At 65.8% G+C, this 22,994-nt stretch carries 25 protein-coding genes, 6 tRNA genes and 1 riboswitch; of the genes, 15 read left to right on the plus strand and 16 right to left on the minus strand.

The features are described 5' to 3' along the window. The first annotated feature begins 118 nt into the window (after positions 1-118). Positions 119-424 (plus strand): hypothetical protein, encoded by a 306-nt coding sequence (locus tag M1D93_RS08465; protein WP_461174662.1) that lies wholly within the window; start codon positions 119-121, stop codon positions 422-424. Positions 425-568: 144 nt separating this feature from the next. On the opposite strand, the gene M1D93_RS08470 is transcribed toward M1D93_RS08465, so the two are convergent. The 7 genes from M1D93_RS08470 to M1D93_RS08500 form a co-directional block, all read right to left on the minus strand. After that, a complete protein-coding gene (locus M1D93_RS08470; RefSeq protein WP_461174663.1) occupies positions 569-1,903 on the minus strand; it encodes an HRDC domain-containing protein in 1,335 nt (444 codons plus the stop codon). A gap of 75 nt (positions 1,904-1,978) precedes the next feature. Continuing rightward, the gene (locus tag M1D93_RS08475) at positions 1,979-2,629 is read right to left on the minus strand and encodes a DUF3000 domain-containing protein (RefSeq protein WP_461174664.1); all 651 of its coding nucleotides are present in this window, start codon (positions 2,627-2,629) and stop codon (positions 1,979-1,981) included. Between the two features lie 61 nt (positions 2,630-2,690). Then, on the minus strand, positions 2,691-3,788 hold the full coding sequence (locus M1D93_RS08480) for a threonine aldolase family protein (RefSeq protein WP_461174969.1): 1,098 nt from the start codon (positions 3,786-3,788) through the stop codon (positions 2,691-2,693). Positions 3,789-3,848: 60 nt separating this feature from the next. Then, the gene (locus tag M1D93_RS08485; protein WP_461174970.1) at positions 3,849-4,601 is read right to left on the minus strand and encodes an SDR family oxidoreductase; all 753 of its coding nucleotides are present in this window, start codon (positions 4,599-4,601) and stop codon (positions 3,849-3,851) included. Positions 4,602-4,666: 65 nt separating this feature from the next. Beyond that, the gene (locus M1D93_RS08490; protein WP_461174665.1) at positions 4,667-6,034 is read right to left on the minus strand and encodes a DUF6421 family protein; all 1,368 of its coding nucleotides are present in this window, start codon (positions 6,032-6,034) and stop codon (positions 4,667-4,669) included. A 139-nt stretch (positions 6,035-6,173) separates the two neighbouring features. Beyond that, a complete protein-coding gene (gene msrB, locus M1D93_RS08495; RefSeq protein ID WP_461174666.1) occupies positions 6,174-6,692 on the minus strand; it encodes a peptide-methionine (R)-S-oxide reductase MsrB in 519 nt (172 codons plus the stop codon). A gap of 14 nt (positions 6,693-6,706) precedes the next feature. Next, positions 6,707-7,198 carry a hypothetical protein gene (locus M1D93_RS08500; protein ID WP_461174667.1) on the minus strand — a complete coding sequence of 164 codons (492 nt, stop codon included), beginning with the start codon at positions 7,196-7,198 and terminating at the stop codon, positions 6,707-6,709. Between the two features lie 113 nt (positions 7,199-7,311). Here M1D93_RS08500 and M1D93_RS08505 point away from each other — a divergent pair, with 113 nt between their 5' ends. Then, on the plus strand, positions 7,312-8,583 hold the full coding sequence (locus M1D93_RS08505; RefSeq protein ID WP_461174668.1) for an alpha/beta hydrolase family protein: 1,272 nt from the start codon (positions 7,312-7,314) through the stop codon (positions 8,581-8,583). Between the two features lie 71 nt (positions 8,584-8,654). On the opposite strand, the gene ybaK is transcribed toward M1D93_RS08505, so the two are convergent. The 3 genes from ybaK to M1D93_RS08520 are packed head-to-tail and all read right to left on the minus strand — an operon-like array spanning position 8,655 to position 10,591. Next, the gene (gene ybaK / locus M1D93_RS08510) at positions 8,655-9,155 is read right to left on the minus strand and encodes a Cys-tRNA(Pro) deacylase (RefSeq protein WP_461174669.1); all 501 of its coding nucleotides are present in this window, start codon (positions 9,153-9,155) and stop codon (positions 8,655-8,657) included. 15 nt (positions 9,156-9,170) lie between these two features. Further along, on the minus strand, positions 9,171-9,629 hold the full coding sequence (locus tag M1D93_RS08515) for a SufE family protein (protein ID WP_461174971.1): 459 nt from the start codon (positions 9,627-9,629) through the stop codon (positions 9,171-9,173). Between the two features lie 38 nt (positions 9,630-9,667). After that, positions 9,668-10,591: a sulfurtransferase gene (locus M1D93_RS08520; RefSeq protein WP_461174670.1), complete on the minus strand. Its 924-nt coding sequence runs from the start codon at positions 10,589-10,591 to the stop codon at positions 9,668-9,670. Between the two features lie 218 nt (positions 10,592-10,809). Here M1D93_RS08520 and zapE point away from each other — a divergent pair, with 218 nt between their 5' ends. Continuing rightward, positions 10,810-11,847 (plus strand): cell division protein ZapE, encoded by a 1,038-nt coding sequence (zapE, locus tag M1D93_RS08525; protein ID WP_461174671.1) that lies wholly within the window; start codon positions 10,810-10,812, stop codon positions 11,845-11,847. A 168-nt stretch (positions 11,848-12,015) separates the two neighbouring features. Here zapE and M1D93_RS08530 read toward each other — a convergent pair whose 3' ends face one another. The 6 genes from M1D93_RS08530 to M1D93_RS08555 all read right to left on the minus strand — a co-directional run bounded on the left by M1D93_RS08530 (position 12,016) and on the right by M1D93_RS08555 (position 13,003). After that, positions 12,016-12,270, minus strand: a complete 255-nt coding sequence (locus M1D93_RS08530; RefSeq protein WP_461174672.1) for an antitoxin — start codon at positions 12,268-12,270, stop codon at positions 12,016-12,018. A 184-nt stretch (positions 12,271-12,454) separates the two neighbouring features. Next, a tRNA-Val gene (locus M1D93_RS08535) sits at positions 12,455-12,526 on the minus strand. Positions 12,527-12,567: 41 nt separating this feature from the next. After that, positions 12,568-12,640: transfer RNA gene (locus tag M1D93_RS08540), tRNA-Gly, on the minus strand. 57 nt (positions 12,641-12,697) lie between these two features. Next, a tRNA-Val gene (locus M1D93_RS08545) sits at positions 12,698-12,772 on the minus strand. 40 nt (positions 12,773-12,812) lie between these two features. Continuing rightward, a tRNA-Cys gene (locus tag M1D93_RS08550) sits at positions 12,813-12,883 on the minus strand. Positions 12,884-12,930: 47 nt separating this feature from the next. Beyond that, positions 12,931-13,003 (minus strand) — tRNA-Gly (locus M1D93_RS08555). 353 nt (positions 13,004-13,356) lie between these two features. Here M1D93_RS08555 and M1D93_RS08560 point away from each other — a divergent pair. The 12 genes from M1D93_RS08560 to M1D93_RS08615 all read left to right on the plus strand — a co-directional run bounded on the left by M1D93_RS08560 (position 13,357) and on the right by M1D93_RS08615 (position 22,937). Continuing rightward, positions 13,357-13,428 (plus strand) — tRNA-Val (locus M1D93_RS08560). A 95-nt stretch (positions 13,429-13,523) separates the two neighbouring features. Further along, positions 13,524-14,384, plus strand: coding sequence for a cytochrome (locus M1D93_RS08565; protein WP_461174673.1), 861 nt, complete (start codon positions 13,524-13,526; stop codon positions 14,382-14,384). 77 nt (positions 14,385-14,461) lie between these two features. After that, positions 14,462-15,061, plus strand: a complete 600-nt coding sequence (gene def, locus M1D93_RS08570; RefSeq protein ID WP_461174674.1) for a peptide deformylase — start codon at positions 14,462-14,464, stop codon at positions 15,059-15,061. Further along, the gene (gene fmt / locus M1D93_RS08575) at positions 15,058-15,978 is read left to right on the plus strand and encodes a methionyl-tRNA formyltransferase (RefSeq protein WP_461174675.1); all 921 of its coding nucleotides are present in this window, start codon (positions 15,058-15,060) and stop codon (positions 15,976-15,978) included. The genes def and fmt overlap by 4 nt, the downstream gene beginning before the upstream one ends. Further along, positions 15,975-17,582, plus strand: a complete 1,608-nt coding sequence (locus M1D93_RS08580; RefSeq protein ID WP_461174676.1) for an RsmB/NOP family class I SAM-dependent RNA methyltransferase — start codon at positions 15,975-15,977, stop codon at positions 17,580-17,582. Before fmt ends, M1D93_RS08580 begins: the two co-directional genes overlap by 4 nt. Before the next feature lie 136 nt (positions 17,583-17,718). Then, on the plus strand, positions 17,719-18,396 hold the full coding sequence (gene rpe, locus M1D93_RS08585; RefSeq protein ID WP_461174677.1) for a ribulose-phosphate 3-epimerase: 678 nt from the start codon (positions 17,719-17,721) through the stop codon (positions 18,394-18,396). Positions 18,397-18,435: 39 nt separating this feature from the next. Further along, a riboswitch (FMN riboswitch) is annotated at positions 18,436-18,587 on the plus strand. 176 nt (positions 18,588-18,763) lie between these two features. Then, complete coding sequence (gene ribD / locus M1D93_RS08590) at positions 18,764-19,897, plus strand: bifunctional diaminohydroxyphosphoribosylaminopyrimidine deaminase/5-amino-6-(5-phosphoribosylamino)uracil reductase RibD (protein ID WP_461174972.1); 1,134 nt, start codon at positions 18,764-18,766, stop codon at positions 19,895-19,897. Continuing rightward, positions 19,897-20,541: a riboflavin synthase gene (locus M1D93_RS08595; protein ID WP_461174678.1), complete on the plus strand. Its 645-nt coding sequence runs from the start codon at positions 19,897-19,899 to the stop codon at positions 20,539-20,541. The genes ribD and M1D93_RS08595 overlap by 1 nt, the downstream gene beginning before the upstream one ends. Continuing rightward, the gene (gene ribB / locus M1D93_RS08600) at positions 20,538-21,275 is read left to right on the plus strand and encodes a 3,4-dihydroxy-2-butanone-4-phosphate synthase (RefSeq protein WP_461174679.1); all 738 of its coding nucleotides are present in this window, start codon (positions 20,538-20,540) and stop codon (positions 21,273-21,275) included. The genes M1D93_RS08595 and ribB overlap by 4 nt, the downstream gene beginning before the upstream one ends. Continuing rightward, on the plus strand, positions 21,272-22,048 hold the full coding sequence (gene ribA, locus M1D93_RS08605) for a GTP cyclohydrolase II (RefSeq protein WP_461174680.1): 777 nt from the start codon (positions 21,272-21,274) through the stop codon (positions 22,046-22,048). Before ribB ends, ribA begins: the two co-directional genes overlap by 4 nt. A 35-nt stretch (positions 22,049-22,083) precedes the next feature. After that, positions 22,084-22,572 carry a 6,7-dimethyl-8-ribityllumazine synthase gene (gene ribH, locus M1D93_RS08610; protein WP_461174681.1) on the plus strand — a complete coding sequence of 163 codons (489 nt, stop codon included), beginning with the start codon at positions 22,084-22,086 and terminating at the stop codon, positions 22,570-22,572. A gap of 101 nt (positions 22,573-22,673) precedes the next feature. Continuing rightward, positions 22,674-22,937, plus strand: a complete 264-nt coding sequence (locus M1D93_RS08615) for a phosphoribosyl-ATP diphosphatase (protein ID WP_050055439.1) — start codon at positions 22,674-22,676, stop codon at positions 22,935-22,937. Positions 22,938-22,994: the final 57 nt, after the last annotated feature.

Here is a 22,994-nt window from a genome sequence, read left to right on the forward strand (position 1 = left end):
GCAAGGCCCGGGATTGGAAGGACGCTCTCGCACTTAATGCCCCTTTTTGGCCAACGCTCTTTCACTCTCTTTTTGAGAATCTATTGGCGGATATTTCGGGCGAGGAGATGAGTAGGCCATGTTGGCCGCAACCCACGCCCGGGTCCTGGGCGAGGCCGCCGTCGGAGTCGGCAGAACGGATACCTTCCTGGGCGAACGCTACCGAAGGATCGCCCGGCGCCGGGGCAAGAAACGCGCCATCGTCGCCGTCGGACGGTCCATCCTCATCATCATCTGGCACCTGCTCCAAGACCCCGACGCCCAGTTCCACGACCTCGGCGCGGACCACTTCAGCCGCCGCACCGACCCCGAGAGCAGAAAGCGCGGCCACATCCGCCAGCTCGAAGCCCTCGGTTACACCGTCACCCTCACACCCGCAGCCTGACCCGCACCCCACCTTTATACAAACACCCGCCAGACCATGACGGGTGCACCAGTGCGCACCGACCACGGTCACGTCCCCTCCATTTTCGGACTAGTGAGAGAGCGTCGGGGGTCGGCTTGGAGCCCTTGGCTGCCGCGAGCGACGCTATGGTGCGGGGGCAGTAACGTCCGGTTTGGGTTCCTTGGGCGGCAGCGGCTGCGGGTTGAGGAAGGCGTGCGTGATCAGCGGCGCCGCAAGTTCCACTTGCCAGGCACGTGCGCCGAGGGCACGCAGTTCCGCCGCTACTGATTCCTCGCTGATCTCCGCAGGGGGCCGCCATGCCACCCGGCGCAGGTAGTCGGGAGTCAGTAGATTCTCCAGGGGCAGGTTCAGCTGGTCGGCTTTCTCCTGCAGCAGCGGCCGGGCGGTGGCCAGCCGTGCAGCAGCTTCAGGATCGCGGTCTGCCCAAACGCGTGGCGGCGGCGGCGCGTTCGTGGCCAGGTGCAGCGGCGGAAGTTCCTCCAGGTCCCGGGCCGTTGCGATGCAGCGGAGCCACCGGGGCGCCTCGCGCTGCGCCGCCCGCCCGTGGAAGCCTTTGGTGCCCAGCAGTTGTGGCACCGTGGACGGCATGGCCTTGGCCGCGGCCACTAAAGCCGAGTCCGGGATGAGCCTTCCCGGGGCCACATCCCGCTTTTGCGCCAGGGAATCGCGTTCCAGCCACAACTCCCGGACGGCGGCCAACTGCCGCCGGTCGCGGATCTGGTGAAGGCCGGACGTTTTTCGCCACGGGTCAACGCGGGGCGGAGCGAGTCCGGCAGCCAGGATGGCGGCGAACTCCTGCTGCGCGTACTCCAGCTTGCCGTCGGCCTCCAGGAGTTCGATGAGTTCTTCCCGCAGCTCCGTCAGGACCTCGACGTCGAGTGCCGCGTATCGCAGCCAGGGCTCGGGAAGGGGCCGGGTGGACCAGTCAGCGGCCGAGTGTTCCTTTGCCAGTCCGAACCCCAGCAGCTGTTCAATGACGGCGGCAAGGCCTACGCGCGGCAGTCCAGCCAGGCGGGCTGCCAGTTCGGTGTCAAAGAGCTTGTCCGGCCACATGCCGAGTTCGGACAGGCACGGCAGGTCCTGGCTGGCCGCGTGCAGGATCCATTCGACGCCGCGGAGGGCGTCGTTGATGATATCCAGGTTGTCGAAGGGTTCGGGGTCGATCAGCCACGTCCCGGCGCCTTCGCGGCGGATCTGGACGAGGAAGGCGCGCTGCCCATAGCGGAAACCGGAGGCACGCTCTGCGTCCACTCCCGCCGGCCCGGACCCGGCGGCAATGGCAGCTGCGCACCGCTCCAGCCCGGCCTGCGTTTCGATGACCAGCGGAACGCCGTCGCGGGGCGAATCGAGCTCAATGATTTCGGGGATGGAGCTGTCAAAGCCTTCCACCGTGATCTGGGGTGCGGTATCAGCAGCCGGAACGCCGGCCGTGGTGTTTTCCGGAATGTTAGGGGTCATGATGCCTTTAGTTTACCGGCCGGCCGGTTCCGGACTGCCTTTCCGGCCTCGCCGCGCCCGCCACGGGACATGCGGTTAGTTCCGGCGCCGGTGCGGGAGCGGGGTGACGCCCTCGGGGAGGGGCGGCAGGCCGGCGAAAGTGCACACCATGTCCGACCATGCTTCGAGGTGGGCTGTTACGTCCGAGGTGGCCGGGGTCCAGGAGGCGCGCAGCTCGATGTCGATGGAGCCGGGCCTTTCCGCAAGTGTTCCGAAGCTTTCGGACAGGACCCTGGTGGCTGTGCCGCCTGCTGCCCTGTACGGGGCCTTGTGGTTCTCGAGCGCCTCCACCAGCCACGTCCAGGCCACCGTTCCCAGCATCTCGTCGTTGCCCATCTCCGGCTCCAGCTGGGCCCGGATGTAGGTGACGATGCGGAACTCGCCGTCCCAGACTGCAGAGCCTTCGGGGTCGTGGAGCAGGATGAAGCGGCCCGTGGCCAACTCTGTTTCGTCGTCGTCCGCTGTTCCCGACGCGGCAGCCAGCGCCATTGCGGCAGGGCCGTGCAGGGGAGTGGCGGCGGTGCCCGGCCCCGGGGCCAGGACCTCCGCGCCAAGGGCTACGGCGAAGGGTGCCAGCCGGGCAGGCGCGGGGATCTCCGCCAGGTGGAGTTCCCCGCGGCACTGGGCTTTCCTGAGGGTTCCCAAGGCGTGGAGAAATTCCGGGGGAACCTTGTCAAGTGCGTTCACCTTCGCAGGTTACGCAACCATGCCGGTGACGGCGGGAAGGCTCGCCGTCACCAAGCGCCGTCTAGCTGGACTGCCCGCTGGCGTCAACGTGAAGCTCCTGGCGGATTGCTGCCACAAAGGCATCGATGTCCTCCTCGGTGGTATCAAACGAACACATCCACCGGACTTCCCCGGCGGCTTCGTTCCAGTCGTAGAAGCGGAACGATTTCCGCAGCCGGTCCGCCACGCCTTCCGGCAGGATGGCAAAGACGCCGTTGGACTCGGTTTTCTGCGTCGGCTGCACGCCGTCAATGGTGTCGACGGCGGTGCGGAGCCTGGTGGCCATGGCGTTGGCGTGGGAGGCGGACCGCAGCCAGAGGTCACCTTCCAGGAGGGCGATGAACTGGGCCGACATAAAGCGCATCTTCGACGCCAGCTGCATGTTCATCTTCCGCAGGTACACCAGCCCATGGGCGGCCTCCGGGTTCAGGGCCACCACTACTTCACCGAACAGGAGCCCGTTCTTGGTGCCGCCAAAGGACAGGATGTCCACGCCGGCGTCGCGGGTGAAGGCCCGCAGCGGGACCTGGAGGTGGGCCGCCGCATTGGCCAGCCGGGCGCCGTCCATATGCAGCTTCATCCCCTTGGAATGTGCATGGTCCGCGATGGCCCGCACCTCTTTGGGGGTGTAGCAGGTGCCCAGTTCCGTGGTCTGGGTGATGGAGACGGCCAGCGGCTGGGCCCGGTGCTCGTCGCCCCAGCCCCAGGCCTCCCGGTCGATCAGTTCGGGCGTGAGCTTGCCGTCCGGGGTGGGCACGTGCAGGAGCTTGATGCCGCCAATGCGTTCCGGCGCGCCGTTCTCGTCCATGTTGATGTGGGCAGTGGAGGCGCACACCACGGCGCCCCAGCGGGGGAGCAGCGACTGCAGCGACAGGACGTTGGCGCCGGTGCCGTTGAAGACGGGGAAGCATTCGATGCCGGACCCGAAGTGTTCCTCCATCAGTTCCTGGAGCCTGGCGGTGTAGTCGTCTTCCCCGTAGGAGACCTGGTGGCCGTCGTTGGCGGCGGCCAAGGCCGCGAGGACCTCCGGATGCACCCCGGAGTAGTTGTCCGAGGCGAATCCGCGGATGGTGGGATCGTGCAGCCGGGTTCCGGCGGCAGTTTCTGCTGTTGTTGTCATGGCTTTGCTCACGCTTTCAGTCTAAATACAGTCGGGCGCCCTGCAGGCAGGGACGGACTCTCAGGAGGCCAGCACGAGCCGGCTGCCGTTCAGGCCGCCGGCCGGGGTGTGAAAAAGTCCGACGACGGCGCGGGCCAGGTCTTCGACATTAGTTGCGCCGGGAAATTTTCGCTCCGGGTGGTTCCGGCGCATCTCATCGTCCACGAGGGCCTTGACCACCAGGACGACGGCGGCGGCCTCCCCGCCGGCGGTGTTCCCGGGGACTTCGTCGGCGGCAGTGTCGTCGGCGGCAGCGGCAGTGGCCCGGCGGAAGCCGTCCGCCATCGCCATGGTCCACGCTTCAGCGGCGGCCTTGGCGGCAACATAGCTGGCAGCGGCTGCTGACGGCTTGTCCACGGCGGTAGAGGAAACCATCGCGAAGCGGCCGTATCGGGAAGCGGCAATATCGTCGAAGAAGATGCGGGACGCGTTGCGGAGCGTGGTGATGGCGCCGCGTTCCAGGAAGTCCCAGTCCTCGTCTGTCTGGTCGGCAATGCCTGTGGCGCCGCGCCAGCCGCCCACCAGGTGGATAACCGCGTCAATCGTCCCGGCAACGGCCCGTACGTCCTTGCCCAGCTGCCGCACGTCCTCCAGCCGGGAGAGGTCACACACAAGGCCTGTGACGCCGTCGCCCGCCTTTTCAGCCGCTGCCTCGATCCTTGCCTGGTCCGAACCCACGGTGAAGACCCGATGGCCTGCGGCGTGAAGCGCCCGGGCGACGGCGATGCCGGACGCTCCGCTGCCGCCGGTCACCAGGACGTTCAGCTGCGGCACCTCAGGCCCCGGCGTCCCTGTTCCAGTACCCGCAGCCTCCGGTGCTTGCTTTCCCGACTGTTCTGTCACAGTGCGGAAGCTCCGGTGATGCCGGCTGTTGACTCGATGACAGGGCGCATCTTCTTCTCCAGTGCTTCGTAGAACATGGACAGCGGGAATTCGTCATCCAGCACCTGGTCCGTCAGGCCGCGCGGCGGACCCGCCAGTGCTAGGGCATCGGGGCCCTTCGTCCACACGGATGCCGGGTTGGGCGTAACGGTCGCGGACACCAACTCGTAGGCCGCGATCCAGTGTGCAGTCTTCGGGCGGTCGATGGAGCGCCAGTACAAGTCGTCGATGCTGGCGCCCAGGGCGATGACGGCGTCGGCCACTTCGTCCCAGTCGATGGTGAGGCGCGTGTCGGTCCAGTGCAGGACGTGCTGCTGGTGGAGCCAGGCGAACAGGAGCTGGCCGCCCAGTCCGTCGTAGTTCCGGATCCGGCTGCCGGTGATGGCAAAGCGGAAAATCCGGTCGAAGATGATGGCGTACTGCACCAGCTTGGCGTGGCGGCGCGCCTCCGGGTCGGCGTCCTCGTCCTTTTCGATGCGGACGGATTCACGGAATGCCGTCAGGTCACAGCGCAGCTCTTCGAGGGAGTACAGGAAGTAGGGCATCCGCTGCTTGATCATGAATGGATCGAACGGCAGGTCCCCGCGCATGTGGGTGCGGTCGTGGATGAGGTCCCACATCACAAAGGTTGCTTCCGTCAGGTCCTGGTCAGCGAGCAGCTCCGCGGCGCCTTTGGGAAGTTCCAGGCAGGTGGTCTCGGCGGCAGCCTTGAGGACGCGGCGGAAGCGGGCGGCCTCGCGGTCAGCGAAAATGGCTCCCCAGGTGAAGGTGGGGGTTTCACTCACGGCAACGGTTTCGGGGAACAGCACGGCGGAGTTGGTGTCGTAGCCTGCGGTGAAGTCCAGGAAACGGATGGGGACGAACAGCTTGTTGGAGTATTCGCCTGCCTCCAGTCCGGCAATGAACTCGGGCCAGATCACCTCGATCAGGACTGCCTCGACCAGCCGGTTGCTGCTGCCGTTCTGGGTGTACATCGGAAAGACCACCAGGTGCTGGAGCCCGTCGCGGCGCTGTTCCTGCGGCTGGAAGGCCAGGAGCGACGACAGGAAGTCGGGGACGTTGAAGCCGTTGGCTTCCCAGGCGGAAAAGTCCGCGCACACTGCATCCAGGTAGGCGGCGTCATGCGGGAAGGAGGGGGCCAGGACGCGGACGGCGTCCACCAGTTCACCCACGTACCGCGAGGCTTCTTCGTGGGCGCCGGCATCGGGGATGGAGCCGTCCTTCACCTGCAGGGACTGGAGGGAAGACGCTGCGGCCTTAAGCCGAAGCCAGTCCTGGTTGTGGGCGGTTACTCCGGTAGGGGCGGTGATCAGGGTTTCGGTCATCGTCGGCTGCCTTTCTGGTTGCTTGTCTACGGCGAGCGTAACAAGCAACCAGAAGGACTAATGTGAAAACGGGGTTAGCCTAAGAAAGCCTTGTGCTCGGGGCGCCCTGCAGGGCCGGTAGGTCCAGTGTTCAGCAGTGTCAGGCTTCCGTACCCGTGCCGCTGACCTGCGGTTTTTCCTGCGGCACGAGTTTCAGGGATACAGAGTTGATGCAGAAGCGCTGGTCGGTGGGCGTGCCGTATCCCTCGCCGTCGAAGACGTGCCCCAGGTGCGAATCGCAGGTGGCGCAGCGGACCTCAACGCGGTCCATGCCAAGGGTCCGGTCATGGATATAGCGGACAGTGCCTTCAGCCAGCGGGGCCCAGAAGGAAGGCCAGCCGCAGTGTGAATCGAACTTTTCGTTGCTGGTGAAGAGTTCGGCGCCGCACGCCCGGCACTGGTAGACACCGGCCGTATGGGTGTCCCAGTACTCGCCCGTGAAGGGGCGCTCGGTCCCGGACTGCCGGAGCACGTGATATTCCTCCGGCGTGAGCTCCTCCCGCCACTCGGCGTCGCTTTTTTGGACGGCGGGTTCAGCTGCGGGGGACTCGGGAGCCGGATCCGAAGCCTTGTTGCCGAAGATGCTGTTTCCCAGGATGTTGTTACCGAAGATGCTCATAGCCTTGTCAACGCTCAGGAGTCACCGATAAATCCCGAACCCGCGTACAGGTGCAGGACGGGCAGGCCCAACTGGTCCTGTGCCTTGTTGGCCCAGTCGGTGTGGAACGTGTCTGCGACTGCATGCGGCCTGGTGATTACCACGGCCTGCGCGGCGCCGGTTTCCTTGACTTTGGCTACCAGGCCCTGGACCGCCTCGCCGTCCACTACCTCGCCCGTGACGCCTCCGCCCAGTCCAGCCAGCGCGGCCAGGGATACTGCCAGTGTTTCGGCCGCCTGCGCCCGCTCGGTGGCGGGATCCGGAGCGTGGGACGTCAGCTCCCGGAACGCCTTGGCAATGTCCAGCAGGGACAGGTTTTCGAGGAAGTCCACCAGCAGGTGCCGTTCGGTGTTTGCCGGTACCAGCACCACGAGCTTGGTGTCTGCTCCGTCCACCAGGCGCTCGATGTTCAGGCGGTCGTCCGCCCCCAGGGGTTCTTCGGTCAGGATGACGATGGGATCAATCATGGCCTTAGCCTAGTCCCGCGCTTGTGGTGCTGCACTCCTATACAGGCGCAGGCGATCCCCGCCGGGCTGCCGGAAATACGGGCTCCAGGAGCCGGGCCGGTAAGAATAGTTCCATGGCACTTTTCCAGCAGACCCGCCCTGCCCCAGCTCCCCGTACCCAAAATTCCGGGGCGGGCATGTCCCTGCGGACGAAGTGGGCCATTGGCGGAGCCGTCGGCGGCGGTGCGCTGGCGGGGCTGCTGGCCACCGGATCGTCGGCGCTGGCCGTGTATTTTGCCCGCCGGGTCATCACGCCTGCGCGGCAACGGGCCGCGGACCAGGAAGTGCTGGCTGTTATCCGCGACGGCCAGAGGCAACAGGTGATCTTGGCAGCCAATGATGACACCACCGTTGACGGTGTGTACGGATTCTTTTTCGACGGCGGCAAGGGGCATGCACGCATCGGCCGCATCGTCTCGTACTCGCCGGCCGAACGAACGGTGCTGCGCGAAGTTGAAGCGGTCTACGCGGGAGACCTGACTGCGGCACGCTGGGGCTGGTGGAGCGGCGCCGTCTATCCGGACCCGGCCGCCGTCGGAATTCCCGCAGAGGACGTGGTGATCGAGGTGGACCGGGGGCAGGCACCAGCCTGGCTGGTCCGCGCCGGCGGCACCGCACGCACCTGGGCCCTGATGGTCCACGGACGCGGGGCCAGCAGGCAGGAGGCGCTGCGCGCCGTCGGGCCCGCGCTGGAGCTGGGACTGACCAGCCTTATAGTTTCCTACCGCAATGACGGGCTTGCCCCGTCAGCCGACGACGGGCGCTACGGCCTGGGTTCCACGGAGTGGCGCGATATTGAGGCTGCCATTGAATACGCCCTTGCCAACGGGGCCGAGGAAATTGTCCTTTTCGGCTGGTCCATGGGTGGCGCCATCTGCCTGCAGGCTGCTGACTTGTCCCGCTACCGACACCTGATCCGGGCCATGGTGCTGGACGCGCCGGTCACCGATTGGGTCAACGTGCTGGCCCACCACGCGCAGATCAACAGGATTCCCTCACTCGTTGGCCGCTACGGGCAGCTTATGCTGGGGCACCCGCTGGGACGCCGGCTCACGGGACTGTCCGCACCGGTGGACCTGAAGGTCATGGACTGGGTTTCCCGCGCAGTGGAACTGCGCACTCCCACGCTGATCATCCACAGCGTGGACGACGAGTACGTGCCGTATGGGCCGTCTGCGCTCCTGGCCGAACGGAACCCGGAAATGGTGACCTTCGAGGCGTTCAACCATGCCCGGCACACAAAGGAGTGGAATGTTGATCCTGAGCGGTGGGAGAGCGTGGTGAAGGCGTGGCTGCGGCAGCAGCTTGCGCCGCGCCTGAATCCAGGCGGGATTCAGGCGGGATAAGGCTGGGGTCGGATCCGGCAACGCCGGGGAATAACTTCCGTAGGCGCCTTGGGTTGCTAAACCCTGAGTCGCTATGACGCCGACAGCGAGCTGATGGGAGCCGTGACGGCGTCGGTAAGGCGGATGAGGTCGGCAGGGGCGAGCTCAATGTCCAGGCCCCGCTTGCCACCCGAAACCAGCAGCGTTTCCAGCGCCAGCGCGCTGTGGTCAAGCACGGTAGGGGACGGGAGCCGCTGGCCGAGCGGGGAGATACCGCCCAGCACATAGCCGGTCCGGCGCTGGGCTGCAGCGGGATCGGCCATGGCGGCTTTTTTGGCTCCGAGTGATGACGCAAAAGCCTTGAGGTCCAGGGTGCCGCTGACGGGTACGATTCCGACCGCCAGCCTGCCCTCCACCTCGACCATTAACGTCTTGAAAACCTTCGAGGGATCAATGCCCAGCACCTCGGCCGCTTCCGCCCCGTAGCTGGCAGCGGAGGGGTGGTGGGCGTAGGGATGCAATACAAAGGAAACCCCGGCTGCCGCCAGTACGGCGGTGGCCGGGGTTCCCTGCGATGCGTTTTTGCGTGCCATTGGTGCTTCGCGCGGCTAGGAGCGCACGGCGGACGACGCCGCGACCTTGCGCTTGATCCTTCCCAGCATTGCCGTCATTCCCCGCATCCGCAGCGGGGTGATGGCGCGGGTAAGGCCCAGCAGTTCAGGCATGTCATCAGGCACCGAAAGAATCTCTTCAGCGGAGAGCCCGTCCAGGCCCTCATGCAGGACGCCGGCAAAACCGCGGGTGGTGGGAGCCTCTGCGGGAGCCTTGAAGTAGAGCCGGACGGTGCCGGACGTGCCGACGCCCTGTTCCGTTTCGATGGTCAGGAACAGCGGGGACTGGCATTCCACCACCTGCTCGAGCAGTTCGGGGTGGTCCATGAGCCGCTCGGGCAGGTCCGGCAGTCCCTGGGAGAACTCGAGCAGCAGTTGCAGGCGCTCGGGCTCGGTCAGGGCCTGGAAGTCGTCGACAATGGCCGCCAGGGCGGAAGGCAAAGCTTGAGTAGTCATCATTCCAAGTCTACGCAGGTAGCGCTGGTCCCGCGCCGTCAGACCCCGACGGCAACGGGAAAGGATCCGCGTTCCGCGCCCTTGGCGATGGGCACCCGCACGGCGTTGCCCCATTCGGTCCAGGAACCGTCGTAGTTGCGGACGGAATCAAAGCCCAGGAGGTACTTCAGGGCGAACCAGGTGTGGCTGGAACGTTCCCCGATGCGGCAGTAGGCCACCACGTCGTCGCCTTCGCTGAGGCCCGCTTCGCCCAGGTAGAGGGCTTCGAGTTCCTCACGGCTGCGGTAGGTTCCATCGGGAGCGGCTGCCCGCGCCCACGGAATGGAGGCGGCAGTGGGAATGTGCCCGCCGCGCAGTGCGCCTTCCTCGGGGTAGGCCGGCATGTGGGTGCGCTGGCCGGTGTATTCCTCGGGCGAGCGGACATCGATGAGCGGCTTGCCCAGGTGGGCCAGTACATCTTCCTTGAACGCACGGATCGGAGCGTCATCGCGCTCAACAACCGGGTATTCGCCCCTGGCGGGGGCCGGCTTCTCGGTGGTGAGCTCCCTGCCCTCGGCAATCCACTTGTCCCGGCCGCCGTCGAGCAGCCGCACATCCTGGTGGCCGAAGAGGGTGAAGACCCACAGTGCGTAAGCAGCCCACCAGTTCGACTTGTCACCGTAGATGACCACAGTGCTGTCGCGCGAGATGCCCTTCGACGCCGCCAGCTCAGCGAACGCGGCGCCGTCCACGTAGTCGCGGGTCACTTCGTCGTTGAGGTCCGTGTGCCAGTCGATCTTCACGGCGCCCGGGATGTGTCCGGTTTCGTACAGGAGAACGTCTTCGTCAGACTCCACCACGATCAGCTGGCCGCTGGCGACGGCTCCGTTTTCGATGGCGGCAGCAAGCCATTCGGTGGACACCAGGCGCTCGGGGTGTGCATAGGCGGCGAACTTCTCGTTCTGTTCAACTGGGTAGGACATATCTTTGCCTTTCATCGAGAACACGGCTGATCCGCGGGACCGGCATGGGGACCTTCTCCCACCCTAGCCAGCGCCCCCGGTGATGTCCGTATTCCGTTAACACGAGGAAATGTTGCCTTCGTCACGCCGGCCTGCGGGATAGCCCGGGCCAGCCGGGGCGGGGGGGGGTGGTTGCCGGTATCCTTTCTGGGGACCAACCACCAGCAGAACGGACCACCTTGGTACAGATCGAACAGCTTGCCGCCCGAACTCCGTCGGTATCGGTGGACGAGCTCCTCAAGGGCTTTTTTCCCTCGCCCCGCTTCGGCAAGGTCTCCTTTGCGAGCTACCGCCCGGACCCCAAGCAGCCCAGCCAGTCCCATGCCGTCCGCGCCCTTGAGGGATTTGCCGGCGGCGTCGGGGCCAATGATGGAGGCGGGCTGTTCAAGAAACTCTTCGCCAAAAAGGACACCTCCCGCGCTGGCATCTACCTGGACGGCGGCTTCGGCGTGGGCAAGACGCACCTGCTGGCCTCCCTTTGGCACGCGTCGCCCGGGCCCAAGGCCTTTGGCACGTTTGTGGAGTACACAAACCTGGTGGGTGCCCTGTCCTTCCGCAAGACGGTTGACGCGCTGAGCGGCTACAAGCTCGTCTGCATTGACGAATTTGAGCTCGATGATCCCGGTGACACCGTGCTGATGTCGCGGCTGATGCGTGAACTTGCCGACGCCGGCGTGAAGCTGGCGGCCACCTCCAACACCCTGCCCGGCTCGCTGGGCGACGGCAGGTTCGCAGCGGTGGATTTCCAGCGCGAAATCCAGGTCCTCGCCGACCAGTTCGACGTTATCCGCATCGACGGGGAGGACTTCCGCCACCGCGGACTGCCGGCGGCCCCGGCGCCCCTAAAGAACAGTGAGCTGTCCGCGCACATGAAAGCGGAGTTCGACGGCAAGACCGTGGCGCAGGACGAGTTCAGCACCCTCATCGCACACCTGGCCGGCGTGCACCCCAGCCGCTACCGCCAGTTGATCGATGGCATCGACGGGGTGGTCTGGCGCAACGTGGCAACCATCACCGAGCAGGCCGTGGCTCTTCGGTTCGTGGTGCTGGCTGACCGGCTCTATGACAAAGACGTGCCCATCCTGGCCAGCGGTGTTCCGTTCGATCAACTGTTCACCGAGGAAATGATGACCGGCGGCTACATGAAAAAGTACTTCCGCGCTGTCTCCCGCCTTACTGCCCTGGCCCGGGAGGGGCAGAACCACGAGCCGTCCTGAGCTTGCTCTCCCAGCCGCCGGCCGCCGTCGTCCGTTCCGGGTTAGCCCTCGTTCCGCTGGGGGAGCGGCTGCCGGACGGGGCCTTAAACGCCAAAGGTGCGGGCGCCGCCTCCCGGCGGGACCCGCACCCCGTTGACGTACTAGGGCAAAGCCCTGGCCAAATCCTTTTTACGGAGCCTTGTCAACCGGCGGAACCGGGTTGACCGGCGGAACCTGCCCGGGGGCAGGTGCCTGGCCCGGAGTTCCGTTCTTGTCAATGAGCTTGGAAGCGCCATGCTGGATCTTGCCGACGTGACCTGAGTACTTGCCTCCGGTCTTGGTGTCGACGAAATCGCCGGCCTTGGTGATGCCGTTCTTGATGGCCTGCTCGTTGCCGCGGATAAGACCCTGAGCCTTGCCCTTTAGGTCGCCAATCAGTCCCACGAGCACCTCCCTTCAATCGCGGAGCCAGGTCGCTCCTCCGCATACGATCCTAGCGCTGCAGGCAAAGCCGTGCCAAGGAAATCAGGGGCTTTGCGCGTTCGCTCGGAGCGGATAGAGCGGCTGCCTCCTGAGCTGGCAATGGCGGCAGGGCAAGAAAAAAGCAGCTCCGGAGAGCTGCTGAATGTGGGCGATACTGGGATCGAACCAGTGACCTCTTCCGTGTCAGGGAAGCGCGCTACCGCTGCGCCAATCGCCCGGAACCGGAAGTCCGGCTTATGGGATTGTAAGGAGTAAGAGAGCGGACGACGAGATTCGAACTCGCGACATCCACCTTGGCAAGGTGGTGCTCTACCAGCTGAGCTACGTCCGCATATGAAGTACGTTCCGGCCGGGGCCGGTCGAACTGCATGAAGCAAGTTTCCTTGCTTGGTGGGCGATACTGGGATCGAACCAGTGACCTCTTCCGTGTCAGGGAAGCGCGCTACCGCTGCGCCAATCGCCCATGTTCATCCGGGACTAACCGGAAACCATGGTTTTCACCGAGGTGGGTACGGGATTCGAACCCGTGTATACGGCTTTGCAGGCCGCTGCCTCGCCTCTCGGCCAACCCACCGTGTAAGCGCCGATTCAAAAGAACCTTTGCCGTGACAGTGTCCTGCGAGCGGACGACGAGATTCGAACTCGCGACATCCACCTTGGCAAGGTGGTGCTCTACCAGCTGAGCTACGTCCGCATTTTGGAGGGCCGATTCGCTGCCGTTCCCGGCATTTCCTCGCTTTCCAACGAGTAAAAACAATATAGGAGGTTCCGGGATTCTCCAAATCGCGCTGGCTTCATGACTGGCCAATAGCGCTGCTTCCCAGCATTGGCGGGGATTTCTGGAAGTTACAGGCGTGTAATTCACGACGGCGGCTGGCCGCTTTGAGTGCCTTGGTCCGGTTCGGACAGGGCTGGCATCGGGATCGCCCTGGGCGGGCCTGCCCTCTGTTGTCCCGTCGGGGTGCCTGGCTGGGTGCCCCCTTTTTGCTGCCGGCTGATGCCGATTTCCGAATTGGCTCCAAGGTCCGCTACCATTCAAATGCATCAGGGCGATTGGCGCAGTGGTAGCGCGCTTCGTTCACACCGAAGAGGTCACTGGTTCGAACCCAGTATCGCCCACCGCATATCGGTCCGTTTCCGCTCATCTGCAGCGGAAACGGACCTTTTTTGTGCGCCCGGACCTTCTGTCAGCCCCCTGTGAAAGAGTCTTTGTTATGACTGCTCCACTTCTTGCCCACGCCACGGAATACGGGCGGATGTACGCCCGGTCCACCTCTGAGCATTTCTCCGTGCCGTCCATTACCACGGTGATCGGCCAGCAGCCGCACGGGCTGGACGGCTGGTTTGGATACATGGGGGCCAGCAGCCTGGCGAAGGATCCTTTGCTCGCCGACTGCCTGGGCAGCCCTGCCAAAATCAAGCAGGCCGTCAACCGCGCGGCGAAGGCTGCGGAAACGTACCGGGACGAGGCCGCCAAGCGCGGGGACCGCGTGCATTACTACTGTGAGCAGGTCGCCCTGCGGGCGTTGGGCCGCCCGCACGCCATGAAGGAGGCCCGGGAGGCGCTGGCTGCCAACGGCGAAGAAGCGTTCGCCGTCCGCTTTGATGAATGGTGGGAGCTTTTCCGGGTGGAACCTATCGCCCCGGAGATCACCGTCTGGAACAACGCCGTAGGCTACGCCGGCACCCTGGACCTCGTGGCCCGCATCAACGGCAGGGTTTGCCTGATCGACTACAAAACAAAGGGAACAACCCGCGACGGGCTCGTCAAGCCGCTGGACGACAAAGTGGTGATGCAGCTGGTGGCCGGCATGAAGGCAGAAGAGAGCCTGGTGGATCCGGAGGCCGGAACCTGGGAGCCCTGGAAGTACGGGGACAACCCTGTCCTGCTGGCCGTGGCCATCGGCGAGACCGAGGTGCGGCCGGTCCGTGCCAACCCTGAGGTCCTCAAGCACCACTGGTGGAAGTTCTGCGCCCTCCGGCGTGTCTGGGAATTGTCAGCGGACACCATTTCGGCGGGGGCAGCATTGCTGCCCATCGCCCCGCCGCCGCTCGCGCAGGTACAGACCGTCTAGGCGATGCCTGCAGCCAAGGTGTCTGCGCCTAAACTGGATAGGTTCCCGTTACCGCCAACTGCAAGGAAAAACAGCGCATGGCTATTCTGAATATCCGCATCATCGGCGATCCTGTGCTCCGCACAGTTGCTGATCCTGTGACGGAATTCGGGCCTGAGCTGGCCAAGCTGGTGGCGGATATGACCGAAACGATGGAAGACGTTGACGGTGCCGGCCTGGCCGCGCCCCAGGTAGGGGTGAGCCAGCGCGTCTTTACCTACCGGATTGACGGCGTGGAAGGGCACATCATCAACCCGGTGCTGGAAAACAGCGAAGATTTCCAGCCCGACCAGGTGGAAGGCTGCCTGTCCATCCCCGGCCTTGGTTTCCCCGTGCGCCGCTTCCGCTCCACCCGTGTCACCGGCGTGGACATGCACGGCAACCCCGTCGCGGTCGAAGGCGAGGGGATGCTCGCGCGCTGCTTCCAGCATGAAAATGATCACTTGGACGGCGTTCTTTACACGGACCGGTTGGAGGGCGAGGACCGGAAAGCTGCCCTGCGCTCCATCCGCAACGCCAACTACGACTCCGTCACCGAACGGACGACGGCGAAGCGCGCCAAAACGGTCGGCTCAAGTTTCGGCGGGGCTGCCTCAGGCTCGAGCTTCGGTGCCGGTGCGGCTGGTGCCAACGGGTGAGGGTCCTTTTCGCGGGGACCCCCGCCGTCGCTGTTCCGTCCCTTAACGCGCTCGTTGAAGCGGGTTTTGATGTTGTTTCCGTCCTGACCAGGCCTGACGCGCCAATAGGCCGCAAACGCGTGCTGACACCCTCGCCGGTAGCCGCCCGTGCCGGCGAGCTTGGCATCGAGGTCATCCACGCGGCCCGGATTGATGCGGAAACCACCGCCAGGATTGCTGCTGTCAGCCCCGATGTGGCCGCGATCGTCGCCTACGGCGGACTGGTTCCCGCCGCCGCGCTGCGTATCCCGCCGTGCGGCTGGATCAACCTGCACTTTTCGCTCCTTCCCGCCTGGCGCGGCGCCGCGCCGGTGCAGCGCGCCGTAATGGCCGGTGATGACGTCACCGGTGCGGTGACCTTCCAATTGGAGGAGGGCCTGGACACCGGGCCCGTTTTCGGCACCCTCACGGAAACCGTGGGGCCGGACGATACAGCAGGGGAGTTGCTGGAGCGGCTGTCCCACAGCGGGGCAGTGCTCCTGGCCCAGACCCTCTCTGCCCTCGACGCCGGCAAGGCAGCAGCCGTTCCGCAGTCCGGCGAGGTTTCGCTCGCGCCCAAGCTGACCCTCGAGGACGGCCGCCTCGACTGGAAACATCCTGCCCTGGCCATTGGGCGGCAGGCGCGGGGCGTCACGCCTGAGCCCGGAGCATGGACAGTGATGGACGGCCAACGCATCAAGCTGGCTCCCGTACGGCTTCGGCCGGACGTTGCCGGCCTCGCGCCCGGGTCCGTCTCGCTGCAGGGCAAAAGTGTGCTGGTGGGAACCGGCTCCCACGCCGTCGAGCTGACCCGGATCCAGCCGGCCGGCAAAAAGATGATGGCCGCTGCCGATTGGGCACGCGGTATGGCTTCCCTTGAAAGCGTGGTGTTCGAATGAGCGGGTCCGGCGGCAACCAGGGCGGTCGCGGCAAAGCCGGGGGCGGAAACGGAAGCGGAAGTGCAGCGGGCGGCGGAAACGGCGGCCAGCGCGGTGGCCGCGGCCAGGGCGGGCCCCGTGATTCGAGCAACCGAAACGCCAAGGGACGGGAACGGAACCGCAGCACCCAGCGCAGTTTCACTGACAACGCCCCTTCCCAGCGCACCCGCAGGGCAGACCCCGCACGACTGGTGGCCTTCGAAGTCCTTCGCGCAGTAGCCGCCGAGGACGCGTACGCCAACCTTGTGCTGCCCGCACGGATCCGCCACCACGGTCTGGATAAACGGGACGCCGGCTTCGCCACCGAACTCAGCTACGGGGCGCTCCGCGGCCAGGGAACCTATGACGCGATCCTTGCCCGGTGCGTGGACCGGCCGCTGGAACAACTGGACCCGGCCATCCTCGACGCCCTCCGGATCGGAGCGCACCAGCTGCTGGCCATGCGCGTCCCGGCGCACGCCGCCCTGGACCAAACCGTCGGCCTGGCCCGTGCAGTCATCGGCGCGGGACCATCAGCCCTGATCAATGCCGTCCTCCGGAAGGTCACTGCGCACACCCTCGAGGAGTGGCTGGAGCAGCTGGTCGCCGGAGAAACAGACCAGACCAAGGTCGCCTCACTCCGTTACGCCCATCCCGAGTGGATCGTCCGCGCCATGCGCCAGTCCCTCGTGGCACACGGGCGCTCAGCGTCGGAAATCAACGACCTGTTGGAAGCGGACAACGCCGCTCCGGTGGTCAATCTGGTGGCCCTGCCCGGCATCGGCAGCCTCGACGAGGCCCTGAAAAACGGAGCCACCCCCGGCGAACTGGTGGAAGGCTCCGCCCTCTCCAGCGGCGGAGACCTGGGCCGCCTTGCCTCCGTACGGGAGGGCAGCACCAGGGTGCAGGACGTCGGCTCGCAGCTGGTGGCCCGCGCCATGGCCGCCGTGGACCTCGGCGGAAACAGCGCAGATGGCGAAAGCTCCGGCGAGGCCTGGCTGGACCTGTGCGCAGGGCCCGGCGGTAAGGCAGCACTGCTTGGTGCGCTGGCCAGCCAGCGGGGCGCAACCCTGCTGGCAAACGAACCTGCGCCGCACCGCGCCAAGCTTGTGACCCAGGCGTTGTCGGCCGTACCGCGGGAAACGTGGCAGGTCCGTACGGGTGACGGCCGCGAGGTGGGCACGGAGAAGCCCGAATTCTTTGACCGGGTACTCGTTGATGTCCCCTGCAGCGGCCTGGGCGCGCTTCGGCGGCGGCCGGAGTCCCGCTGGCGCCGCACGCCCAAGGACCTTTCAGACCTTGGCCAGCTCCAGCGCGATCTCCTCAAATCGGCGCTGGCGGCCGTTCGCCCCGGTGGAGTGGTTGCCTATGTGACGTGCTCGCCCCACCCGGCCGAGACCACTGCCGTGGTGGCGGATGTGCTCCGCAAGCGCGATGACCTTGAACTGCTGGAGGCCGGCCAGGCTCTGGACAGCGTCAGCCTGCCGGGCAACCTTGGCGCCGGGCACGATTCCACCGCCCAGCTGTGGCCGCACATCCACGGTACGGACGCGATGTTCCTGGCCCTCATCCACAAGAAGGCCTGATCCACAAGAAGCCGTGATCCACAAGAAGCTGTGATCAGCGAAGCCCTGATCTGGAAAAAAGTCCTGATTTCCTAAAAAGCCCCTGGTCCAAAGGCCCTGACCGGCAAAGGGGCCTGACCCGTGAAAGGTTCCCCCTGTGACGCAATGCAGCATCAACCCGAGCATCCTGTCCGCCGATTTCGTCAACCTTGAAGCTGAACTGCAGCGCATCAGCACCGCGGACGCGGTGCACGTGGACGTGATGGACAACCACTTCGTGCCCAACCTCACCATCGGACTGCCGGTGGTGCAGCGGATCCAGGCCGTAAGCCCGGTGCCCCTCGACGCGCATCTGATGATTGCCGACGCCGACCGCTGGGCACCCGGGTTCGCAGATGCCGGCCTGGCGTCAGTCACCTTCCACGCCGAGGCCGCGATCGCGCCCATCAAGCTGGCCCGCGAACTGCGGGCCAGGGGCGCCAAGGCAGGCATGGCGCTTCGGCCCGGGACGCCCGTTGAGCCATACCTGGACATGCTCTCCGAGCTGGACATGCTGCTCATCATGACTGTGGAGCCGGGATTCGGCGGCCAGGCCTTCCTTGATGTGACTCTGCCGAAAATCCGGCGCGCCAGGCAGGCCATTGACGGCTCGGGGATCGGCGTGGCCATCCAGGTTGACGGCGGCATCACCGAAGACACCATCACCCGTGCCGCCGAGGCGGGCGCCAACGTCTTCGTCGCCGGCTCTGCCGTGTACGGTGCGGAGGATCCTGCCGCGGCCATCGGCAGGTTGCGCGAAGCAGGGAGCCAAAGGTTACGCACCGCGGCGGAATAGCAGGGAGCCGCACGCTGTTATGGCACAATAGCAACACACATACGTGCTCCGGGGTCGGTGTAAGTCCGAACCGGCGGTGACAGTCCGCGACCCGCGAGCCGGTGGTTTTCCTTCGGGAGAATCCCGGCGGACGGTTGAACCGGTGAAATTCCGGTACCGACAGTTAAAGTCTGGATGAGAGAAGCACGTACAGCTGTTTCTGCGGCATCATGCGATGCCGCGGCCTTCTGCTGTCGTATACCCCCGGAGCCATCGCGGTTCTAGAGGGAAGGAACGACACAAGCACTATGAACCTGCTGCGATGGCTCTTAAACGCCACAAGTCCCGCTGCCGCCACGCCCGGCAGCACCACCACCGAGGCTCCAGCATGACGGCCGAAGTTGTTACAGCCTTTACTGCCGCCGAGGCCGCTGCGATGGACACTGCCCTGACGGCGGCCCTCAACGGCCCCCGCGGCGCGAACCCCCTGGTGGGGGCCGTCGTCGTCGATCCAGAAGGCCGCGAACTCGTCACGGGTTACCACCGAGGGGCAGGCACCGCCCACGCCGAAGCAGACGCGATAGCGCAGGCGGCTGCCGCAGGGCTGGATCTTTCCGGCTGCACCATGGTGGTGACCCTGGAACCTTGCAATCACATCGGCCGCACCGGGCCCTGCGCCCAGGCGATCATCGCCGCCGGAATCACCGGCGTCGTCTACGCCGTGGACGACCCCCATGACCCCGCAGCGGGCGGGGCCGCCACGCTGAGGGAGGCAGGCGTGCGCGTCCGCAGCGGGCTTGCTGCCGGCGAAGCACTGGACCTGAACCGCAGGTGGTTTGAGGCAGTGGCGGCAAAACGCCCGTTCGTCACGCTGCACATCGCCCAGACGCTGGACAGCCGCATCGCCGCAGAGGACGGTACCAGCCAGTGGATTTCCAGTCCGGAATCGCTGGCCGACAACCACGCAATCCGCGGCCGCATCGATGCAATTCTCGTGGGCACCCAGACTGTGCTGGTGGACAACCCGCGCCTCACTGCCCGCGACCCCGCCGGAACCCTGGCGCGGAAACAACCCCTCCGGGCCGTGATGGGATTGCGGGACATCCCGGCGGACGCCGCCATCCACGGAAGCGACGGCCTGGTGACCCACCTTCCCACGCGCGACCCCCAGGAAGCGCTGTCCTCCCTCTACGGGTCCGGAATCCGCCACCTTATGGTCGAGGGGGGATCGCGCATCCTCAGCGCATTCCTCTCGGCCGGGCTCGTTGACGAACTCATTGTGTACCTGGCCCCCACGCTGCTTGGTTCCGGAACTGCGGCCCTCGCCGGCCTGGGAATCACCACCCTCGCCGACGCGCAGCAGTGGGAATGGGACCCGTCCGACGGCGGCGCCGTCCACACGCTGGGCCGGGACCTTCGACTCCATCTTCGACCGCAACGCGCCGTTGCCCTGGAACCACAAACAACACTTCACCCACAACCGTCCCGCGCCACCGCGGAGCAAGCCCAGGGAGGCTACTGATGTTTACCGGAATTATTGCCGAGCAAGGGCACGTCTTGTCCGTTGAGAGGGACGGCGATGCCAGTGCCATCGTCCGGCTGCACGCGCCCGGCACCACCGAAGGGCTCGCCCTGGGCGGGTCCATCGCCGTCAACGGCGTTTGCCTCACCGCCACTGACATCGACGGCAAGGGATTCAGCGTGGACGTTATGGGGGAGACCCTGGTCCGCAGCACCATCGGCGAGTTGGCCCCCGGTGACGCCGTCAACCTCGAGCGGTGCGTCCCGGCCGGCGGCAGGCTGGACGGCCATGTGGTCCAGGGCCATGTGGACGGCGTCGGCGTGCTGCTGGAACGCGAGCCCCTTGGCAACTGGGAAAGGCTTCGTTTCGGCGTGCCCGGGAACCTTGCCCGCTACATCGCGGAAAAGGGATCCATTGCCATCGACGGCGTCTCACTCACCGTCACGGCGGTCAGCCCGGCAGCTGAGCAGAGCCCCTGGTTCGAAGTGGGGCTCATCCCCACCACGCTCGCCGAGACCGGCCTCGGCGCCAAGAGCACCGGCAGCCGGGTGAACCTGGAAGTGGACGTCCTGGCCAAGTACACCGAGCGCCTCCTTGCGTTCAGCACTCCAGCGCCCGCCGCTGTTGAAGGAGGAACACGATGAACGCCGCTGTCCGGATCGAATCCGGGCTGGCCCCCGCCGCCCCCGGTATCGAGACCGGGAACGCTCCCGGATTGAACACCATCGAGGAAGCCGTGCGGGCCATCGCGGCCGGCCTGCCAGTGCTGGCCGTGGACAACGAGGACCGGGAAAACGAGGGCGACATCATCTTCGCCGCCCAGCACGCCACTCCGGCCTTGATGGGATGGACCATCCGGTACAGCTCAGGCGTCATCTGCGTTCCGCTGTCCGGCGACCGCGCGGACGCACTCGCGCTGCCTCCCATGGTGGCGGTCAATGAGGACGCCAAAGGCACCGCCTATACGGTTTCATGCGATGCTGCCGTCGGTGTCAGCACCGGAATCTCCGCCACTGACCGGGCCCTCACGGCCAGGGTCCTTGCGGATCCGCAGTCCAGCCCGTCGTCCGTGACCCGCCCCGGGCATATTTTTCCGCTGCGTGCCGTTGACGGTGGTGTGCGGGAACGTCCCGGCCACACCGAAGCCGCTGTTGACCTGTGCCGCCTTGCCGGCCTGGAAGCTGCGGCCGTCATTGCCGAAGTCGTCTACGATGACGGTGAAATGATGCGGCTGGACGGGCTTCGTGCCTTCGCTGCTGAACACGGATGTCCCCTGATCTCCATTGAAGACCTGGTGGCCTACCTTGAGGCAGCGGGCACATCGGCTGACGGCGGCACCCGGGCAGGACACCCGGGCGGAGAAGAGGAGATACGATGACGGCTTCCGGAGCTTCGGGGAACGGCCACCGCCTGCCCGATCCAGGCAACGGCCACTACGGGACCGATTCAGGCAACGGCCACCACGCAGAACCCGGCAACGGCCAGGTACCCTATCCCGTCAGCGGCGGACCCATCGTCCAGCTGCCCACGGCTTTCGGCGACTTCATCGCCCAGGCGTGGATAGACCTGGTGACCGGTGCCGAACACCTGGCGGTCAGTTCCCCCAATCCGCCCAAAGACGGCCAGGCCCCCCTGGTCCGGCTGCACTCCGAATGCCTTACCGGAGATGTCTTCGGGTCCTACCGCTGCGACTGCGGCGAACAGCTGGCCTATGCGCTGGAAATGATCCGCGAGCACGGCGGAACTTTGCTCTACCTGCGCGGACAGGAAGGCAGGGGCATCGGCCTCGCCAACAAGATCAAGGCCTACGCGCTGCAGGAAGCCGGTTTCGATACTGTCGAGGCCAACGAGCAGCTCGGCCTGCCTGTGGACGCCCGGTGCTACAAGGCCGCCGCACAGGTGCTGGCCGAGATGGGACTGCATGAAGTCCGGCTCCTGAGCAACAACCCGGACAAGCAGAACAGGCTGGCAAAGGCCGGTGTCAAGGTTGTGGAAATGGTCCCCACCGAGGTCCCGTCCCGCGACCAGAACATCCGGTACCTGCAGACCAAGAAGGACCGCATGGAGCACCGCCTGGTCCTGGACACCCACGTGGGCATCCCGGTGCCTGTTACCACCCCCGATACTTCCTTTAGCCACGAGCAAGACTGACTAACCAACAAGACTGAACGGAACAGCACTTACTTATGAGCGGACACGGCGCCCCCGATATCGATCTCACCACCCTTAACCCGGCCGAGACGTCCCAGCTGCGGCTGGCGATCGTTGCTGCCAGCTGGCACACCCAGATCATGGACGGGCTCCTGGACGGTGCCCTGCGCGCAGCCAAGGACGCCGGCATCGCCGAACCCACGGTCCTGCGCGTCCCTGGCAGCTTTGAGCTGCCTGTGGCTGCCGCCCGGCTGGCACCGCACTTCGACGCCGTCGTGGCCCTCGGCGTTGTGATCCGCGGCGGTACGCCGCACTTCGAGTACGTCTGCCAGGCGGCGACGTCGGGCCTCACCGACGTGAGCGTGCGCACCGGAGTTCCGGTGGGCTTCGGCGTCCTGACCTGCGACACCGAACAGCAGGGCCTGGACCGTGCCGGGCTCCCCGGCTCAAAGGAAGACAAAGGCCACGAAGCCGTTACCGCGGCGCTGGCCACCGCCGTCGTGCTCAAGCAGTACGGCAAGTAGCACATTGGCGCAGGCGGGCGCGTGTGTGTTCACTCACATCGCGCCCGTCATGCGACGGCCCGACAGGCGCCCTTTGGGCCGCAGCAAGTAGGCTGGAGGGCGTGAAGAATTTCGAGACGCTGTTCGCTGAGCTCAGCGAGAAGGCAGCCGCCCGCCCGGAAGGCTCCCGCACCGTCGCTGAATTGGACTCCGGTGTCCACGGCATCGGCAAAAAAGTCGTTGAGGAAGCAGCTGAAGTATGGATGGCTGCCGAATATGAATCCGATGAAGCGGCGGCCGAGGAAATCTCCCAGCTGCTGTACCACCTGCAGGTTCTGATGCTCGCCAAAGGCCTGACCCTGGAAGACGTCTACAAGCATCTGTAGCCACCGGTCCGGCGTGCCTTTGCCGCCGGTGCCCGCCGTGGCCTGCATTGCTTGAAC

The sequence above is a fragment of the Arthrobacter sp. Z1-9 genome (genome assembly GCF_054792695.1).

Excerpts from the sequence above, each read along its gene's own strand:
- M1D93_RS08465 (WP_461174662.1), top strand. The coding sequence starts at position 119 with ATGTTGGCCGCAACCCACGCCCGGGTCCTGGGCGAGGCCGCCGTCGGA.
- M1D93_RS08470 (WP_461174663.1), bottom strand. The coding sequence starts at position 1,903 with ATGACCCCTAACATTCCGGAAAACACCACGGCCGGCGTTCCGGCTGCT.
- M1D93_RS08480 (WP_461174969.1), bottom strand. The coding sequence starts at position 3,788 with ATGACAACAACAGCAGAAACTGCCGCCGGAACCCGGCTGCACGATCCC.
- M1D93_RS08490 (WP_461174665.1), bottom strand. The coding sequence starts at position 6,034 with ATGACCGAAACCCTGATCACCGCCCCTACCGGAGTAACCGCCCACAAC.
- msrB (WP_461174666.1), bottom strand. The coding sequence starts at position 6,692 with ATGAGCATCTTCGGTAACAACATCCTGGGAAACAGCATCTTCGGCAAC.
- M1D93_RS08500 (WP_461174667.1), bottom strand. The coding sequence starts at position 7,198 with ATGATTGATCCCATCGTCATCCTGACCGAAGAACCCCTGGGGGCGGAC.
- M1D93_RS08505 (WP_461174668.1), top strand. The coding sequence starts at position 7,312 with ATGGCACTTTTCCAGCAGACCCGCCCTGCCCCAGCTCCCCGTACCCAA.
- ybaK (WP_461174669.1), bottom strand. The coding sequence starts at position 9,155 with ATGGCACGCAAAAACGCATCGCAGGGAACCCCGGCCACCGCCGTACTG.
- M1D93_RS08515 (WP_461174971.1), bottom strand. The coding sequence starts at position 9,629 with ATGACTACTCAAGCTTTGCCTTCCGCCCTGGCGGCCATTGTCGACGAC.
- M1D93_RS08520 (WP_461174670.1), bottom strand. The coding sequence starts at position 10,591 with ATGTCCTACCCAGTTGAACAGAACGAGAAGTTCGCCGCCTATGCACAC.
- M1D93_RS08565 (WP_461174673.1), top strand. The coding sequence starts at position 13,524 with ATGACTGCTCCACTTCTTGCCCACGCCACGGAATACGGGCGGATGTAC.
- def (WP_461174674.1), top strand. The coding sequence starts at position 14,462 with ATGGCTATTCTGAATATCCGCATCATCGGCGATCCTGTGCTCCGCACA.
- M1D93_RS08580 (WP_461174676.1), top strand. The coding sequence starts at position 15,975 with ATGAGCGGGTCCGGCGGCAACCAGGGCGGTCGCGGCAAAGCCGGGGGC.
- ribD (WP_461174972.1), top strand. The coding sequence starts at position 18,764 with ATGACGGCCGAAGTTGTTACAGCCTTTACTGCCGCCGAGGCCGCTGCG.
- M1D93_RS08595 (WP_461174678.1), top strand. The coding sequence starts at position 19,897 with ATGTTTACCGGAATTATTGCCGAGCAAGGGCACGTCTTGTCCGTTGAG.
- ribB (WP_461174679.1), top strand. The coding sequence starts at position 20,538 with ATGAACGCCGCTGTCCGGATCGAATCCGGGCTGGCCCCCGCCGCCCCC.
- ribA (WP_461174680.1), top strand. The coding sequence starts at position 21,272 with ATGACGGCTTCCGGAGCTTCGGGGAACGGCCACCGCCTGCCCGATCCA.
- ribH (WP_461174681.1), top strand. The coding sequence starts at position 22,084 with ATGAGCGGACACGGCGCCCCCGATATCGATCTCACCACCCTTAACCCG.